This is a genomic window from Leclercia sp. LSNIH3, assembly GCF_002935105.1.
GTDB classification, from domain to species: domain Bacteria; phylum Pseudomonadota; class Gammaproteobacteria; order Enterobacterales; family Enterobacteriaceae; genus Enterobacter; species Enterobacter adecarboxylatus.
This window is the reverse complement of sequence record NZ_CP026387.1, coordinates 2,818,287-2,834,136: the sequence shown is the minus strand read 5'-3', so window position 1 is coordinate 2,834,136 and position 15,850 is coordinate 2,818,287. Positions and strand designations below refer to the sequence as shown.

Sequence of the window (15,850 nt, the reverse complement as noted above, 5' to 3'; positions counted from 1 at the left end):
CAGTGCGGCCTGATGCCTTCGTCCTGCTCCTCTCTTAAGAGAGAGTACAAAGCCTGGAAACGGTAACAGGGTTACCGTTTTGCTTTTACTTATGGCTTCGCCACAAACCCAATCGCTTCATACACCGCTTTCAGCGTTTCGGAGGCGCGCGCGCTGGCTTTCTCGGCCCCTTCTTTCATCACTTTCTGCAGGAAGGCTTCGTCATTGCGGAACTGGTGATAACGCGCCTGCAGCTCGGTCAACATGCCGGAGACCGCGTCCGCCACTTCGCCTTTCAGATGGCCGTACATTTTGCCTTCGAAGTGCTGCTCCAGCTCTGGAATGCTCTGGCCAGTGACGGCAGAGAGGATATCCAGCAGGTTAGAGACGCCCGCTTTATTCTGCACGTCGTAACGCACCACTGGTGGCTCGTCAGAGTCAGTAACCGCACGCTTAAGCTTCTTCACCACCGCTTTCGGATCTTCCAGCAGGCCGATGACGTTGTTGCGGTTATCATCCGACTTGGACATCTTTTTGGTCGGCTCCAGCAGGGACATCACGCGGGCACCGGATTTCGGAATGAACGGCTCTGGCACCTTGAAGATATCGCCGTAAATCGCGTTGAAGCGCTGGGCCACGTCGCGGCTCAGTTCCAGATGCTGCTTCTGGTCTTCACCCACCGGCACCTGGTTGGTCTGATACAGCAGAATGTCAGCCGCCATCAGCACCGGATAGTCAAACAGACCGGCGTTGATGTTTTCAGCGTAGCGGGAAGACTTATCCTTGAACTGGGTCATACGGCTCAGTTCGCCGAAATAGGTATAGCAGTTCAGCGCCCAGCCCAGCTGCGCGTGTTCCGGGACATGAGACTGAACGAAGATGGTGCTTTTCTCAGGATCGATACCGCAGGCCAGATACAGCGCAAGGGTGTCGAGCGTCGCTTTACGCAACTGCTGCGGATCCTGGCGCACGGTAATGGCGTGCTGGTCAACGATGCAGTAGATACAGTGATAGTCATCCTGCATGTTCACCCACTGACGCAGCGCACCCATATAGTTGCCAATGGTCAGTTCACCTGAGGGCTGTGCGCCACTAAATACGATGGGCTTAGTCATTTTTCAATTCCTGATTTTCACTGTGCGAAAGCCCGAGAACGGGCAGTAAATCTTTGAAGTGGTCGAAGACGAAATCCGGCTCACTCAGCGTAATGGATTCACCGTAGTTGTAGCCATAGGTCAGGCCCACGGACGGGCAACCTGCAGCCCTGGCCGCCAGAATATCATTGCGCGAATCCCCCACAAAGAGCAGCGCATCCGGCGTTAAGGATAATTTTCCTGCCACCAGCAACAGCGGCTCGGGATGCGGCTTTTTATTCTGCACGTCATCGCCACCGACAACCACCGAGAAGTAGTCGGCGATACCCAGCGCTTCCAGCAAAGGCGCGACAAAGGCCGTCGGTTTGTTGGTGACCAGCGCCAGCGGCATACCTTCAGCATGCAGCGCGCTCAGGGTGTCCGCCACATCCGGGAACAGGAAGCTGCCCTCTTCTACCGTCTCTTCATAAAAACGGTTGAACAGCTTACGCAGGAGGCGAATTTGCTCTTCCTGCGGGATATCCGCGTGATCGACGCCAGGTTTGCCCTGTGCCGCACGCTGAATGGCACGCTCCTGACGCGCCCAGGTCAGCGCGCGCTCCATCAGCACGTCTGCCCCGTTACCAATCCACGTTATCACACGGTCTTCACCCGCCATCGGCAGTTCCAGCGCATACAGCGCCTGGTCAACCGCCGCGGTTAAGCCCGGCGCGCTGTCCACCAGCGTGCCGTCGAGGTCAAATGCAACGCCCCGAATTGCCTGCAACTTATTCATGACTTACCTTCGCCAGTTCACTGCGCATTTCATCGATGACTTTCTTGTAGTCCGGCTGGTCGAAAATCGCCGAGCCGGCCACGAACATGTCTGCGCCCGCCGCGGCGATGTCGCCGATATTGCTTACCTTCACGCCGCCGTCCACTTCAAGACGGATATCAAAGCCTGATTCGTCGATGCGGCGACGCACTTCACGCAGCTTATCCAGGGTTTGTGGAATGAAGGATTGACCACCAAAGCCCGGGTTGACGGACATCAGCAGGATCACGTCCAGCTTATCCATCACGTAATCAAGGTAGCTCAGCGGCGTGGCTGGGTTAAACACCAGGCCCGCCTTACAGCCGTGCTCTTTAATCAGCTGCAGGGTGCGGTCAACGTGCTCAGAGGCTTCAGGGTGGAAAGTGATGATGCTGGCACCCGCGGCGGCAAAATCCGGCACGATGCGGTCGACCGGCTTCACCATCAGATGCACATCAATGGGGGCGGACACGCCGTAGTTGCGCAGTGCCTTCAGTACCATCGGGCCGATGGTCAGGTTAGGCACGTAGTGGTTATCCATAACGTCGAAATGAACGACATCCGCACCGGCAGCCAGGGCTTTCGCGGTATCTTCGCCCAGCCGGGCAAAATCAGCCGAAAGAATTGAGGGTGCAATCAAATACTGTTTCATCCGCATCTCCTTGAACTTTGTTTAACGGCGGGCGAAACGGCTCAGGGTAGATAGAGAGCCAGCAGTTCGTCCACCTTTTTACGTGTACCGCCGTTGCTGCTGATGCTGCGCCGGACTTTGACCTGAAAATGCTCTGCGGTTTTGTACCATTCGCGCGTATCAGGCGTGTCGTGATTCGAAATTAACACCGGAATTCTTTTGCTGACCAGCTTTTCCGCCATTTCTGCCAGACGCGCCTGCTCGGCAGGGCTGAAGCTGTTGGTGTGATAAGCGGTAAAGTTCGCGGTGGCAGACAGCGGGGCGTACGGGGGATCACAGTAAACCACCGAGTTAACGTCAGCACGGTCCATACACTCTTCATAGGAGAGGCAATGGAACTCCGCATTCTGCGCTTTTTCAGCAAAGTGATACAACTCGGCCTCAGGGAAATAAGGGCGCTTGTAGCGACCAAAAGGCACGTTGAATTGACCACGCAGATTATACCGGCACAGGCCGTTGTAGCCATGGCGGTTGAGGTAGAGGAACAGCACTGCACGACGGAACTTATCCTGGCACTGATTAAATTCAGTGCGAAACAGATAGTAAACGTCCGGGTTGTTGTTCTCTGGGGTAAACAGCTTACGCGCCTCAGCAACGTACTCGTCGGTACGCAGCTTTACGATGTTATAGAGGTCGATAAGATCGCTGTTGATATCCGCAAGGATATAACGGGAGTAGTCGGTATTGAGAAATACCGAGCCAGCGCCCACAAAGGGTTCGACAAGACACTCACCCGCAGGCAGGCGTTGTTTAATATCATCGAGCAGGGGGTATTTCCCCCCTGCCCATTTCAGAAAAGCGCGATTTTTTTTCATGCTGACTAACTGATTACACCTTCTCCGGCTGTGGAGAAAGCTCCGACAGCATCCTGCGCTTCACAGATTACTTCAAATCGGACTGAACCTGACGGATCGGCTTCGCCCATGGGTTTTTCGCCTGAACATCGGCTGGCAGTGTAGCGACCGCGCGTTTTGCTTCATCTTTCGAAGCATACACGCCGCTCACCAGCACATACCACGGCTGACCGTTACGGGTAGTCTCATAGACGACAAAGTTTTTCAGGTTCGACTTTTTCGCCCAGCTGTTCAGGTTGTCATAGTTGGAAGAACTGCTCAACTGCAGCGTGTAATTGCTGGAGGAAGCAGACTTCAGTGAACTCACATTTCCTGACGTTTTACCGGTGCTGGCCGTGGCCGCAGGGGCTGCTGCCGCTGGCGTCGAAGCTGTCGCCGTCGGCGCTGGCGTTGCGGTCGCCTTCGGTGCCGCTGCTGTCGCAGCAGGCGCTTTCGCCGGTGCGCTGGTCGTGGTTTCGTTACGCTTAGGCTGAGCGGTCGCTTTCGGCTCTTCCGCTTTCGCCACTGGCTGCGGCTTCACGTCACGCTTCGGCTCAATCACCGTTTGTTTACGTTCCTGATGCTGAGCAGGCTTCGTCTGACGTGGCGCAGATTCTGTCGCCGCCGTCTGATGTTGCCCGGTCGCACCGCGGATTGGTGCCACGGTCGCAGGCTCGGTCGGCAGCGTGGAGTTGACCACCACATTGTTAACCTGCTGCTGGTTCTGCGGCTGTGTCAGCGCATTGTTCAGATCGCCCTGCACTTCAACACGCTGCTGGCCTTCCGGAGTTGCCGGTGCCTGCCCCTGGGTTGGTGTGGACGCGACTGGCGGCAGAGAGATATCCTGCTGGGTGTTCCCGGCAGTCTGCTCAGCGGAAGTGGTACCCGGCGCAGGCTGGGTGCCATTGGCCTGATCGGCAGCATTGCCGGACAGATCAACACTCTTCTCAGTAGAGGCGCTCTGATCCGCTGGATTGCTTGACGGGGCTTTAAGTGCCGAGCCGACGCCGATAATCAGCAGCAGCAGGACCAGCACACCCAGACCCATCATAATGTACTGGCGGGAAGCGGGCTTCGCCGGAGCAGCTTTGCGCTTACGCGGACGGCGCTCAACGGGCGCTTCGTCCACTGAATCATCATCAGACTCATACTCTTCTTCACGCTCGTCACGGGCAGCACGGCCACGCGAAGGACGAGGATCATCGTTGTCGAGATCGACCTCATCAAAGTTGATTTGCGGCTCGTTATCACGTTCTGAAGATTGGCGAGTACGACCAGTACGACGATCGCTGGGATCGGGTTTCAGCTCGTCTTCTGGTTTGAATTCATCCATTTAACACCCCACTAAAAGGCTTATGCCTACGACTTTGCACATCACCTGAAGCAAAATGGCTACGTTTTACCGCAGCCGGACCTTTCTAATAGTTACGCCTGCTGACAATCAGCAATAGCGCCAAGAACCACATCGTGCGGCACACCGCCACGCACTTCACTCTTACCTATCGCAAGCGGGAGCACCAGACGCATCTCGCCTGCTAATACTTTTTTATCGCGCATCATATGCGGCAGGTAGGCCTGCGCCGACATTTCACGCGGCCCGGTCACCGGTAACCCGGCACGCTCCAGCAGCGTGATAATGCGTTGTGTATCGGCCTTGCTGAACTGACCCAGACGCTCCGAGGTGCGAGCAGCCATCACCATCCCCGCCGCAACGGCCTCGCCATGCAGCCAGTTACCGTAGCCCATTTCGGCTTCGATAGCATGACCGTAGGTGTGCCCCAGATTCAGTAAAGCACGTAAGCCTGTTTCGCGCTCGTCTGCAGCCACGACTTCTGCTTTCAGCTCACAGCAGCGGCGAATACAGTACGCCATCGCCTGACCATCCAGACGCAGTAAGGCATCCATGTTCTCTTCCAGCCAGCTAAAGAACGCACCGTCCAGAATAATGCCGTACTTGATCACTTCCGCCAGGCCCGACGCCAGCTCACGCTGAGGCAAGGTTTGCAGACAGTCGAGATCCACCACCACCGAAGCGGGCTGGTAGAACGCGCCAATCATGTTTTTGCCAAGCGGATGGTTAACGGCCGTTTTGCCGCCAACAGAAGAGTCGACCTGCGACAACAGCGTGGTAGGAATTTGAATAAAACGGACGCCGCGCTGATAGCTTGCCGCAGCAAACCCCGTAAGATCGCCCACAACACCGCCGCCTAACGCCAGCAGTGTAGTATCGCGACCATGCGGTTTTTGCAGTAATGCGGTAAAGACGGTATCCAGTACCGTCAGGCTTTTATACTGCTCGCCATCAGGCAGAATCACACTGTCGACCTTCACGCCAGCCTGTTCAAGGCGCTGACGTACGTTGTCGAGATAAAGCGGAGCCAGCGTCTCATTGGTGACCAGCATTGCCTGATCACCCGCTTTCAGTGGTAAGAAGGAAGCTGGGTCGTTAAACAAACCAGCCGCGATAGTGATAGGGTAACTCCGTTCACCGAGAGTGACTGTAATCCTCTCCATAACGCGACATCCACCTTAAATGCTTTTACCCGCAGGCGAGTGTATATAAAGCCAGAATCAGTTGCTTTCCAGCATATGAATAATCTGGTTTGCGACCACTTTAGCGCTCTGGTCGTCGGTGCGAATGGTGACGTCAGCAATCTCTTCGTACAGCGGATTGCGTTCACCAGCCAGGGCTTCCAGAACTTCGCGTGGAGGCGTCTCAACCTGCAGCAACGGGCGTTTTTTATCACGCTGCGTACGCGCCAGTTGTTTTTCGATGGTCGTTTCAAGATAGACCACGACACCGCGGGCGGAGAGACGGTTGCGAGTTTCGCGAGATTTTACAGAGCCGCCGCCAGTAGCCAGCACAATGCCCTGTTTTTCCGTAAGTTCATTAATGACTTTTTCTTCACGGTCACGGAAACCCTCTTCGCCTTCTACATCGAAGACCCAGCCCACATCAGCTCCGGTTCGTTTCTCAATCTCTTGATCAGAATCGTAAAATTCCATATTGAGTTGTTGAGCTAACTGGCGCCCAATAGTGCTTTTGCCGGCACCCATAGGCCCAACCAGAAAGATATTGCGTTTCTCTGCCATTTTTTCGGTACTACTAAGACTATTCGTTAATGGTAAACCCGCTTCACCGGTATCTGGCGTAGCAGGACATGAACTGAAACCTCATATGCGATAGAGCGAGAGTCAGACTAAAAATTATCTCAATACTCCTGCTTGTTTGGCAACAGATTAAATCACCCTGCCGCCGCTTAAGTTATTAAGGAGTGAGATTGTGTATGCTGATTCTCAAATCGGTACTCCTTGTATGCTAATTCATGCCCCACGTCAAACATCTGCAACAAACTGAATGCAAAATCACGCGGGGCATCGCGGGACATTATGGCACTGCAACCAGACGAGGCGTGATAAAAACCACTAACTCCCGGCGTTCGTTGTCTTTTCCCTGATGGCTGAACAGCTGCCCCAGGAAAGGAATACGGCTCAAGCCTGGCACAGATTCGCTGCCGGTTTTATGCCTCTGAGAAAAAATCCCGCCCAAAGCCAGTGTTTCACCACTATTGACCTCGACCTGAGTTTCGATCTCCTGCTTATCTATCGCCAGCGTTTCACCATCGGCCTGCTGCAAAACCTGGCCCGGGGTGTTTTCACTGATGCGCAGCTTCAGGCGAACCCGTCCATTGGCCAACACCACTGGCGTCACCTCCATGCCCAGCACCGCCTCTTTAAACTCAACTGATGTTGCGCCGCTCTCGCCGCTGGATACCTGATAGGGGATTTCGCTGCCCTGCTTAATGCTGGCGGGCTGCATGTGTGATGCCAGCAGGCGTGGGCTGGCGATAATATCGACCTGCTGCTTTTGCTCCAACGCAGACAGTTCGAGATCCAGCAGTTGGCCATTGATCCGCCCGATAATAAACCCCACCTGGGTGGTGGCGCTGTTGACGGCCAGATCGCTGCTGAGCATCGTCAGCTGTCCTGGCTTACCAGGCTGCGCCCCCTGGGACAGATTCCACTTCACTCCCAGCTCTCGCAGGCTTTTTTCACTCATGCTGACGATATGCGCGGCCAGCTCCACCTGCGCCACGGGGAGATCTATCTGCGCAACCCAGTGCTGTAGCGCCTCCAGCGCGGCCCGGTTATCGCGCACCAGCAGGCGGTTGGTGCGTTTGTCTACCGCCAGGCTGCCTTTCGGGCTAAGGAGTTTTTCGGCAGCCTGCTGGATATCTCCCGCATCGGCGTAAGAGAGAGGCAGACTGCGCGACTCCAGCGGCGCACTGAGCTGTTGTTTTGTTCGCTCGGCCTCCTTTTTGGCCTGCTGTTTCTGCTGCCAGTCGACGGTGTGGATATAAAAAATGCCCGCCTGCTGGCGCATTACCAGCCCGGCACTGGTGACCACCGTCTGGATCGCCTGCAGCCAGGGAACCTCCTGCAGGCGCAGTGAGACCTTCCCGCTGACGTCCGGGGAGAAAATCATGTTGCGGTTCTCCTGCTCCGCCAGCGCCTGCAAAAGCTGGGCAACCGGTACCTCATCCACCACCAGGCTCACCGGTGCTGGCTTCGCGGCCAGCGCCTGGCTGACCATCAGCAGTAATCCCACGATCCCTGTTTTCATCCTGTTTCGTTCCTTGTCGTTGCCATCGCCACTGCGGCAGTTCACATGCCCCGGGCATATCGATGACCAGTTCCTTTTCATTCAATGCCGCCACCCGACTGCCCTGCGCCAGCGTGTCGCCGCGACGAAGGCGCAGCCAGCGCGACGTTTCATCCCGGACGATCGCCACTGGCACCGCGCCAAGCACCACCCCGACATAGCGCCACTGCTGCAGCGTTGCATCCGGGCAGCGTGATTCCGGGGGCTGAAAGGGATCGCGCAGGCCGAGCAGGAGCGGCAGTAATAACAGCACGCCGCACTTAACCCGCATCCTGGTGCTCCAGCTGCATGACGACCTGTAACTTGTTGTGCTCAGGCTGAATGCTAAAACGCGCTACCGCAACGTCGCGCCGGGCAAGAGTGGCAAACAGCGAGGGGATCTGCGCCCACGTCGCTTCAATCACCAGTTCACCTCCTGTGCCCACCGGCTGCCAGCGAACCATCCGCAGCTCATCGGTATCAAACGCCAGCGGCGAAAACGGCTGTGCCGCCACGGGAGCGTGTGTGTCGTCAGGGGGTGAGAGCTTGCGCACAGCGACCCACAACCGGGCATGAGCCTCTGCGTGCCGCACCTGCCCGGCCTGCTGCGTTGCTCTCTGCCGATCCTGCATTCGTCCCTGCAAACCGGTCACGCAGAGCAGCAGCAACGCTGAGCTGACTCCCCAGCACAGGCAGCGCCCGCGCGGTGTCATGGCATACCAGCTGTCAGGATGGATCCGCATCAGCACTCTCCTTACGGTTCAGCGTCCAGCTAAACAGCCAGCGGCCCTGGGCATCCTGACGCATCTCCCCTGGCGCACCGGGGGTAAACCCAGGCATCTGGCGTAGCGCCGGATCCAGCGCCGCCAGGGCAGGCAGCGTGGCGGCGTAGCCGGTCAGGGAGAGGGTCGACTGCTGAAAGCGCAGCTGCGCCAGCCATGCCTGCTCTGGCAGAAGGTGGGATAAGGCGATCAATGCCGGTTGCCAGGCTTCCGTCCTGGCTTTGTCGCGCATCCACCGCTGCTGTTGCTGGTGTTTAGCCTGTAACGCCGTCCACTGCTTTTGCCGCTGCTCCAGTCCCTGACGCAGTGCCACATCGCTGGCGTGACGCAGCGCGCTGGCACGTGTCACAAGCGCATCGCTGACCCGGCTGGTGGCGCAGAGCATTAGCGCTACCAGTAGCGAGCCGGTAAACATGCCTCCCCAGAAGCGCAGGCAGCGACGCTGTTGCCGCTGGCGCCACGGCAGAAGATTGGCCGTCCTCATCATGCGTGCTCTCCGGTCGCCAGCGCCAGCGCGACGCTGAAATCGGCCCCATTTTCAGGCAGTGGCGGCTGGCGTCGGGATAACACGCACCAGGGGTCAAAGTTGCCTGCCCCACAGCAGGCGATCTCGTCAACACCGAGTGCCAGCAGGGCGGCGAGCCTTTCGACGTCCGGGGCCTCCGCCAGCCCGCGCCTGCCCCACTGGTGGCGCATTGCCCATAGCCACTGGTCCCGATCGCGCCAGGCGACGCACTGGGCCGGGGCTTGCACAAAGGGCAGCAGGTGCGCCAGCGCGCCCGCATCGGGCGTGATGGTGGCCAGCCGCAAACGCAGTTCCCGGGCCAGTTCCAGTAGCGTCGCCACCTCCTTATTCTGTGCCGCCGTGACGTGATAAGCGTTACTGAAGGTATCTTCCGCATAGTCAAAACGCAGGGCATCGGGGGCCATCTCCAGTTCACGGCTCATCGCCGCGGCGATCCAGGCGGTCTGTTCGCTGTCGCGCAGGGTCATGGAAGGGCGTGGAAGCGTGCGCTGTAAGGTGCGGGCGGCCGGGAAGGCGAGAAAAATTTGATGTTGATGAGGCAGCAACTGGCGCCACTCGCGCAGTGCCGCAGCCAGCTGTTCAGGCTGAAGAATTTGCCCGTCGCGGATAATGCCCGCCGCCAGAGGGAGCTGCCACCAGCGGCGCAACCCCCACCCTGACTTTTCGCGTACCAGCGCGACCGCCAGAACCTTATCCTGTTGAATATGAACGCCTGTATGCCATGTTTTAAATGCCATGTTTCACGATCTCCTTATCGTTCCGGGGGATAACGGCTATATCAATGCTACAGGCTTGCCTTTATACTACCGCGCGATTGTTTAGAAACTGCCCAGTTCAAACTAAATGGGAAATCTCCAGTGAAGTTCGTAAAGTATTTATTGATCCTTGCAGTCTGTTGCATTCTGCTTGGAGCAGGCTCGATTTTTGGTTTGTACAAATATATTGAGCCGCAACTGCCTGATGTCGCTACGCTTCGTGATGTCCGGCTCCAGATCCCAATGCAGGTCTACAGCACGGATGGCGAACTTATCGCCCAGTACGGTGAGAAGCGCCGTATCCCGCTGACCCTGAATCAGATCCCCCCCGTCATGGTGAAAGCCTTTATTGCCACCGAGGACAGCCGCTTTTATGAGCACCATGGTGTCGATCCGGTGGGGATTTTCCGTGCCGCAAGCGTGGCGTTGTTCTCCGGCCATGCCTCTCAGGGTGCGAGTACTATCACCCAGCAGCTGGCACGTAACTTCTTCCTTAGCCCTGAAAAAACGCTGATACGTAAGGTCAAGGAAGTGTTCCTGGCGATCCGTATTGAGCAGATGCTGAATAAAGATGAGATCCTTGAGCTTTATCTCAACAAGATCTATCTCGGCTACCGTGCCTATGGCGTGGGCGCGGCGGCGCAGGTCTATTTTGGCAAATCCATTGAGCAATTAACCCTGAGTGAAATGGCAACCATCGCCGGTTTGCCGAAGGCGCCTTCAACCTTCAACCCGCTCTACTCACTCAATCGCGCTACCGCCCGCCGCAACGTGGTGTTATCGCGCATGCTGAGCGAAGGCTATATCAGCCAGACCCAGTACGATCAGGCGCGCAACGAGGTGATTGACGCCAACTACCATGCGCCGGAAATTGCCTTTTCCGCGCCTTATCTCAGCGAAATGGTGCGCCAGGAGATGGTCTCCCGCTACGGCGAGCAGGCTTATGAAGATGGCTACCGCGTCTACACCACCATCAGCCGCAACGTCCAGCAGGGCGCGCAGCAGGCGGTGCGTAATAACGTGATTGATTACGACATGCGCCACGGCTACCGCGGCCCGTCAAACGTGCTGTGGAAAGTGGGCGAGTCTGCCTGGGACAGCAAGAAAATCACCGATACCCTGAAACCGCTGCCGGGCTATGGGCCATTTGTCGCGGCAGTAGTGACCCAGGCCACTCCGCAGGAAGCCACCGCGATGCTCGCTGACGGCACCTCCGTATCGCTGCGCATGGACGGCATTCGCTGGGCTCGTCCGTATCGGTCAGATACGCAACAGGGTTCGACCCCGCGTAAAGTGACCGATGCAGTACAGGTGGGTCAGCAGATTTGGGTCCGTAAGGTTAACGACGCCTGGTGGCTGGGGCAGATCCCGGACGTTAACTCTGCGCTGGTCTCCATCGATCCACATAACGGCGCGGTGCTGGCGCTGGTTGGCGGCTTCGATTTCAACCAGAGCAAATTTAACCGTGCCACCATGGCGCTGCGCCAGGTCGGGTCCAATATCAAGCCGTTCCTCTACACCGCGGCAATGGACAAAGGTTTGACCCTCGCCAGCATCCTTAATGACGTGCCGATCTCCCGCTGGGATGCCGGTGCAGGTTCTGACTGGCGACCTAAGAACTCACCGGCAGAATACGCCGGGCCGATTCGTCTGCGTCAGGGGCTGGGGCAGTCGAAGAACGTGGTGATGGTTCGCGCCATGCGCGCCATGGGCGTCGATTATGCGGCGGAGTATCTGCAACGCTTCGGCTTCCCGGCACAGAATATCGTGCATACCGAGTCGCTGGCGCTGGGTTCTGCCTCCTTTACCCCGATGCAGGTGGCGCGCGGTTATGCGGTGATGGCGAACGGTGGCTTCCTGGTCGATCCGTTCTTCATCAGCAAAATCGAGAACGATCAGGGCGGTGTGCTGTTCGAAGCAAAACCGAAAATTGCCTGTGCAGAGTGTGATATTCCGGTGATTTATGGCGATACGCCAAAATCAGACGCCCTGAACAATCAGGACATGGAAGATGTCGCCATTTCTCAGGCGCAGCAAAATGCGGTGGTGCCAAAGCCACAGCTCGAGCAGGCTAATCAGGCGCTGGTTGCGCAGACCGGTGCTCAGGAGTACGCCCCGCATGTGATTAACACGCCGCTGGCTTTCCTGATCAAAAGCGCGCTGAACAGCAACATCTTTGGTGAGCCGGGCTGGCAGGGGACGGGCTGGCGTGCCGGTCGCGATCTGCAGCGCAAGGATATAGGCGGTAAGACCGGGACGACCAACAGCTCGAAAGATGCGTGGTTCTCGGGGTATGGCCCGGGTGCGGTGACCTCGGTGTGGATCGGCTTTGACGATCACCGCCGTGATTTAGGCCGTACTACGGCGTCCGGGGCGATCAAAGATCAGATTTCCGGTTACGAAGGCGGGGCCAAAAGCGCTCAGCCTGCCTGGGATGCCTTTATGAAGATGCTGCTGGACGGCGTGCCGGAGCAGCCATTAACACCACCGCCAGGCATAGTGACGGTCAATATCGATCGCAGCAGCGGTCAGTTGGCGAATGGCGGTAACAGTCGGGAGGAGTACTTCATCGAAGGCACACAGCCAACGCATCAGGTGGTGCATGAGGTGGGTACAACGTTGATTGATAACGGCGAGACACACGAGCTGTTCTAACTGTCTGCCCCCTTTCCCGCCGGGAGAGGGGGATCCTTCTGCTACAACCTGCCCTGCCCTTTCAGCCATTCCCGCACCAGGAACAGCGCGCTCACGTTCCGGGCTTCGTTGAAATCTGGCTCTTCCAGCAGATCCATCAGATGCGCCAGCGGCCAGCGCACCTGCGGCAGCGGCTCGGGTTCATCCCCTTCCAGCCATTCAGGATAGAGTTCTTCCGCCAGCACGATATTCATTTTGCTGGAAAAATAGGAGGGAGCCATGCTGAGCTTCTTCAGGAAGGTTAACTCTTTCGCACCAAACCCAACCTCTTCTTTCAGCTCACGGTTCGCGGCTTCATAGACCGATTCACCGGGATCAATCAGCCCTTTAGAGAAGCCAAGCTCGTAAGACTCGGTCCCCACCGCGTATTCGCGGATCAGGATCAGATGGTCATCAACAATGGGCACAATCATGACGGCTTCGCGCGTGGAGGGACGCATACGCTCGTAGACGCGGCGCACGCCGTTACTGAACTCCAGGTCCACACTTTCAACATTAAACAGACGCGATTTGGCGACGGTTTCAACATTCAGGATGGTGGGCTTTTGTAAGGGTTTGCTCATTTTGACGGGTCTTTGCTGAGTGAACTGGCGTCATTGTGCGATACGCCGCACGGTTTGGGCAATGTCAATCGCGCTTTATTTACATTTATGTAACCTGTGCAGATTCATTCCTCATTTCGCTTAAAAAGTCAAGAGGTTGAAATTATTCCAGGAATTTGCTGATATCCCGTCAGGTTTAGCTTTGCTATCATCAGCGATCACTGGGATGCGCTTCAATTTGCTCAAGTTCAACGCCTTACATGCCGATAGCCAATCACAGACACGCATTCACTGTTAAAAAGGTGCTACAGACTACACCTGTAAGTAAAAGTAAGATGGGGAAAGCATGAGCACCATTTTGATTGTCATCGCTGCTATGCTGGCCTGCGCATTCATTGCAGGGTGGTTGTACAGACGTCGGGCGCAGCGTCGATATCGCCTGCCTTATCACAATGCCTTTGCCGGGGCGAATACCCGCAAGCTCACTGCTGAAGAACGCAGCGCGATTGAGCAATATCTTGAGTCGTTTAACCGCATCCAGCAGACGCCGGCAACAGGCGCCAGCGCCGCACCCGTGTCGTTAAGCCTCAATGCCCAGAGCAGCACCGTGCTCTGCGTAACGCGCTCCATCACCCGCTACGGTATCACCACTGACGATCCCAATAAATGGCGTTACTACCTCGACTCGGTTGAGGTGCACCTGCCACCGTTCTGGGAACAGTACATCAACGATGAAAACAGCGTTGAGCTGATCCACACCGATTCAATCCCGCTGGTAATCGTCCTGAATGGGCACTCCATTGCGGAGTATGTTCAGGAAGCGCCCCACTTTGCGCTGGAACACGTCAGTTCAACCCAGGCTTCGATTCGTGGCGAAGAGACAGAGCAGATTGAGCTGCTGAATATTCGTCAGGAGACGCACGAAGAGTACGCCCTGAGCCGCCCGGACGGCATTCGCGAAGCGCTGCTGATTGTTGCCGCTTTCCTGCTCTTTTTCTTCTGCCTGGTCAGCCCGGATGTTTTTGCCCCCTGGCTTGCCGGTGGCGGCGTGCTGCTGCTGGCGGCGGGACTCTGGGGATTATTCGCCCCGCCTGCCAAAAATTCGCTGCGTGAGATCCACTGTCTGCGCGGCACGCCAAAACGCTGGGGACTGTTTGGCGAAAACGATCAGGATCACGTTAACAATATCTCGCTTGGCATCATCGACCTGATCTATCCGCGTCACTGGCAGCCCTGGCTGGCGCAGGATTTAGGGCAAAAAACCGATATTGATATCTACCTGGACAGGCACGTTGTGCGCCAGGGACGCTATTTATCTCTGCATGACGAGGTCAAAAACTTCCCGCTGCAGCACTGGCTGCGCAGCACGGTGATTGCCGCTGGTGCCGGGATCATACTGGCGATGCTGGTTCTCCTCGTCCCGCTGGATATGCCGATCAAATTTACCCTGTCGTGGATTAAGGGCGCCCAGACCATTGAGGCCACCAGCGTCGAGCAACTCGAAAACGCGGGCGTGCGCATTGGCGATACGCTGCGTCTGAAGGGCACCGGGATGTGTAATATCCATGCCCCTGGCACCTGGAACGCCCGGCAAAGCTCTCCTTTTACGCCCTTTGATTGCTCGCAGGTGATCTGGAATGACGCCGCGCCCCTGCCGCTGCCGGAATCCGACATCGTTAACAAAGCCACGGCCCTGACCCAGGCGCTGTCGAACCAACTGCATCCCAAACCGGAAAATAACTCACGCGTCAGCCCGGCATTACGCTCCGCCATCCAGAAATCGGGCATGATCCTGCTGGATGACTTTGGCGATATCGTGCTGAAAACCCAGGACCTCTGTGCCGAACAGGATGAGTGCATCAGGCTGAAAAATGCACTGGTTAACCTCGGTAACAGCAAAGACTGGGAGTCCCTGGTCAAACGTGCCGATGGCGGTCGTCTTGATGGCGTTAACGTGCTGTTACGTCCGGTCAGCGCGGAGTCGCTGGAAAATCTGGTCGCCACCTCCACTGCCCCCTTCGTCACCCGTGAAACCTCACGTGCCGCCCAGGCGCTTAATAGCCCGGCTCCCGGTGGTTTTGTGATCGTCAGCGACGAAGGCAGCGAGCTGGTCGATCAGCCTTATCCGTCCGTGGCGCTCTATGACTACCCGGCCCAGGAGCAGTGGGACGAGTTTCAGCGCCTGGCGCAGATGCTGATGCGCACGCCGTTCAGTGCCGAAGGGATTGTGACGGGCCTCTTCACCGATGCCAATGGCACCCGTCATGTCGAGCTGCACAGCATGCCTGACAGCGCCGGGTTATGGCGCTACATCGCCACCTCACTGCTGATGCTGACGCTGGTGGTGTGCATGCTCTGGAACGCCTTTATGGCGCTGCGTCGCTACCAGCGCTCGCGTACGCGTCTGGCCGATATTCAGCAATACTACGATAATTGCCTCAACCCAAAGCTTATCCCCACGCCTGAGAGCCTGATCGGATAACGCTCCCGCGCGGCAGGATATGCTACCCTGTCGCGCA

15 protein-coding genes are annotated in these 15,850 nt (G+C 57.1%); 2 read left to right on the top strand and 13 right to left on the bottom strand.

Going from position 1 to position 15,850, the window contains the following annotated elements:
* Nucleotides 1-89 precede the first annotated feature (89 nt).
* From trpS to C3F35_RS13590, 12 genes are all read right to left on the bottom strand, one after another.
* Nucleotides 90-1,094, bottom strand: coding sequence for a tryptophan--tRNA ligase (trpS, locus tag C3F35_RS13650; protein WP_032614786.1), 1,005 nt, complete (start codon nucleotides 1,092-1,094; stop codon nucleotides 90-92).
* Nucleotides 1,087-1,848 (bottom strand): phosphoglycolate phosphatase, encoded by a 762-nt coding sequence (gene gph / locus C3F35_RS13645; RefSeq protein ID WP_077226867.1) that lies wholly within the window; start codon nucleotides 1,846-1,848, stop codon nucleotides 1,087-1,089. Before gph ends, trpS begins: the two co-directional genes overlap by 8 nt.
* Entirely contained in the window at nucleotides 1,841-2,518 is a 678-nt protein-coding gene (rpe, locus tag C3F35_RS13640; protein WP_103793249.1) for a ribulose-phosphate 3-epimerase, read from the bottom strand. Before rpe ends, gph begins: the two co-directional genes overlap by 8 nt.
* A 41-nt stretch (nucleotides 2,519-2,559) precedes the next feature.
* Nucleotides 2,560-3,372 carry an adenine-specific DNA-methyltransferase gene (gene dam / locus C3F35_RS13635; protein ID WP_032614792.1) on the bottom strand — a complete coding sequence of 271 codons (813 nt, stop codon included), beginning with the start codon at nucleotides 3,370-3,372 and terminating at the stop codon, nucleotides 2,560-2,562.
* Between the two features lie 67 nt (nucleotides 3,373-3,439).
* Nucleotides 3,440-4,723 (bottom strand): cell division protein DamX, encoded by a 1,284-nt coding sequence (gene damX / locus C3F35_RS13630; protein WP_032614794.1) that lies wholly within the window; start codon nucleotides 4,721-4,723, stop codon nucleotides 3,440-3,442.
* 92 nt (nucleotides 4,724-4,815) lie between these two features.
* Nucleotides 4,816-5,904: a 3-dehydroquinate synthase gene (gene aroB / locus C3F35_RS13625; RefSeq protein ID WP_077226865.1), complete on the bottom strand. Its 1,089-nt coding sequence runs from the start codon at nucleotides 5,902-5,904 to the stop codon at nucleotides 4,816-4,818.
* Nucleotides 5,905-5,961: 57 nt separating this feature from the next.
* A complete protein-coding gene (aroK, locus tag C3F35_RS13620; RefSeq protein ID WP_010436374.1) occupies nucleotides 5,962-6,483 on the bottom strand; it encodes a shikimate kinase AroK in 522 nt (173 codons plus the stop codon).
* Between the two features lie 295 nt (nucleotides 6,484-6,778).
* Complete coding sequence (gene hofQ / locus C3F35_RS13610) at nucleotides 6,779-8,014, bottom strand: DNA uptake porin HofQ (RefSeq protein WP_103793250.1); 1,236 nt, start codon at nucleotides 8,012-8,014, stop codon at nucleotides 6,779-6,781.
* Complete coding sequence (locus tag C3F35_RS13605; RefSeq protein ID WP_059307052.1) at nucleotides 7,929-8,324, bottom strand: HofP DNA utilization family protein; 396 nt, start codon at nucleotides 8,322-8,324, stop codon at nucleotides 7,929-7,931. Before C3F35_RS13605 ends, hofQ begins: the two co-directional genes overlap by 86 nt.
* Nucleotides 8,314-8,775: a HofO family protein gene (locus tag C3F35_RS13600; RefSeq protein ID WP_051916080.1), complete on the bottom strand. Its 462-nt coding sequence runs from the start codon at nucleotides 8,773-8,775 to the stop codon at nucleotides 8,314-8,316. The genes C3F35_RS13605 and C3F35_RS13600 overlap by 11 nt, the downstream gene beginning before the upstream one ends.
* Nucleotides 8,759-9,301 (bottom strand): PilN domain-containing protein, encoded by a 543-nt coding sequence (locus C3F35_RS13595; RefSeq protein ID WP_103793251.1) that lies wholly within the window; start codon nucleotides 9,299-9,301, stop codon nucleotides 8,759-8,761. Before C3F35_RS13595 ends, C3F35_RS13600 begins: the two co-directional genes overlap by 17 nt.
* The gene (locus C3F35_RS13590) at nucleotides 9,298-10,077 is read right to left on the bottom strand and encodes a hypothetical protein (RefSeq protein ID WP_032614805.1); all 780 of its coding nucleotides are present in this window, start codon (nucleotides 10,075-10,077) and stop codon (nucleotides 9,298-9,300) included. The genes C3F35_RS13595 and C3F35_RS13590 overlap by 4 nt, the downstream gene beginning before the upstream one ends.
* Before the next feature lie 120 nt (nucleotides 10,078-10,197).
* Here C3F35_RS13590 and mrcA point away from each other — a divergent pair, with 120 nt between their 5' ends.
* Entirely contained in the window at nucleotides 10,198-12,750 is a 2,553-nt protein-coding gene (mrcA, locus tag C3F35_RS13585) for a peptidoglycan glycosyltransferase/peptidoglycan DD-transpeptidase MrcA (protein ID WP_032614807.1), read from the top strand.
* 41 nt (nucleotides 12,751-12,791) lie between these two features.
* Here the strand turns inward: mrcA and nudE are convergent, their stop codons facing one another.
* Nucleotides 12,792-13,352 (bottom strand): ADP compounds hydrolase NudE, encoded by a 561-nt coding sequence (nudE, locus tag C3F35_RS13580; protein WP_103793252.1) that lies wholly within the window; start codon nucleotides 13,350-13,352, stop codon nucleotides 12,792-12,794.
* Nucleotides 13,353-13,677: 325 nt separating this feature from the next.
* Between nudE and C3F35_RS13570 the strand changes: the two genes are divergently transcribed.
* Nucleotides 13,678-15,813: an intracellular growth attenuator family protein gene (locus C3F35_RS13570; RefSeq protein ID WP_059307048.1), complete on the top strand. Its 2,136-nt coding sequence runs from the start codon at nucleotides 13,678-13,680 to the stop codon at nucleotides 15,811-15,813.
* Nucleotides 15,814-15,850: the final 37 nt, after the last annotated feature.

Excerpts from the sequence above, each read along its gene's own strand:
- trpS (WP_032614786.1), bottom strand. The coding sequence starts at position 1,094 with ATGACTAAGCCCATCGTATTTAGTGGCGCACAGCCCTCAGGTGAACTG.
- gph (WP_077226867.1), bottom strand. The coding sequence starts at position 1,848 with ATGAATAAGTTGCAGGCAATTCGGGGCGTTGCATTTGACCTCGACGGC.
- rpe (WP_103793249.1), bottom strand. The coding sequence starts at position 2,518 with ATGAAACAGTATTTGATTGCACCCTCAATTCTTTCGGCTGATTTTGCC.
- dam (WP_032614792.1), bottom strand. The coding sequence starts at position 3,372 with ATGAAAAAAAATCGCGCTTTTCTGAAATGGGCAGGGGGGAAATACCCC.
- damX (WP_032614794.1), bottom strand. The coding sequence starts at position 4,723 with ATGGATGAATTCAAACCAGAAGACGAGCTGAAACCCGATCCCAGCGAT.
- aroB (WP_077226865.1), bottom strand. The coding sequence starts at position 5,904 with ATGGAGAGGATTACAGTCACTCTCGGTGAACGGAGTTACCCTATCACT.
- aroK (WP_010436374.1), bottom strand. The coding sequence starts at position 6,483 with ATGGCAGAGAAACGCAATATCTTTCTGGTTGGGCCTATGGGTGCCGGC.
- hofQ (WP_103793250.1), bottom strand. The coding sequence starts at position 8,014 with ATGAAAACAGGGATCGTGGGATTACTGCTGATGGTCAGCCAGGCGCTG.
- C3F35_RS13605 (WP_059307052.1), bottom strand. The coding sequence starts at position 8,324 with ATGCGGGTTAAGTGCGGCGTGCTGTTATTACTGCCGCTCCTGCTCGGC.
- C3F35_RS13600 (WP_051916080.1), bottom strand. The coding sequence starts at position 8,775 with ATGCGGATCCATCCTGACAGCTGGTATGCCATGACACCGCGCGGGCGC.
- C3F35_RS13595 (WP_103793251.1), bottom strand. The coding sequence starts at position 9,301 with ATGATGAGGACGGCCAATCTTCTGCCGTGGCGCCAGCGGCAACAGCGT.
- C3F35_RS13590 (WP_032614805.1), bottom strand. The coding sequence starts at position 10,077 with ATGGCATTTAAAACATGGCATACAGGCGTTCATATTCAACAGGATAAG.
- nudE (WP_103793252.1), bottom strand. The coding sequence starts at position 13,352 with ATGAGCAAACCCTTACAAAAGCCCACCATCCTGAATGTTGAAACCGTC.
- C3F35_RS13570 (WP_059307048.1), top strand. The coding sequence starts at position 13,678 with ATGAGCACCATTTTGATTGTCATCGCTGCTATGCTGGCCTGCGCATTC.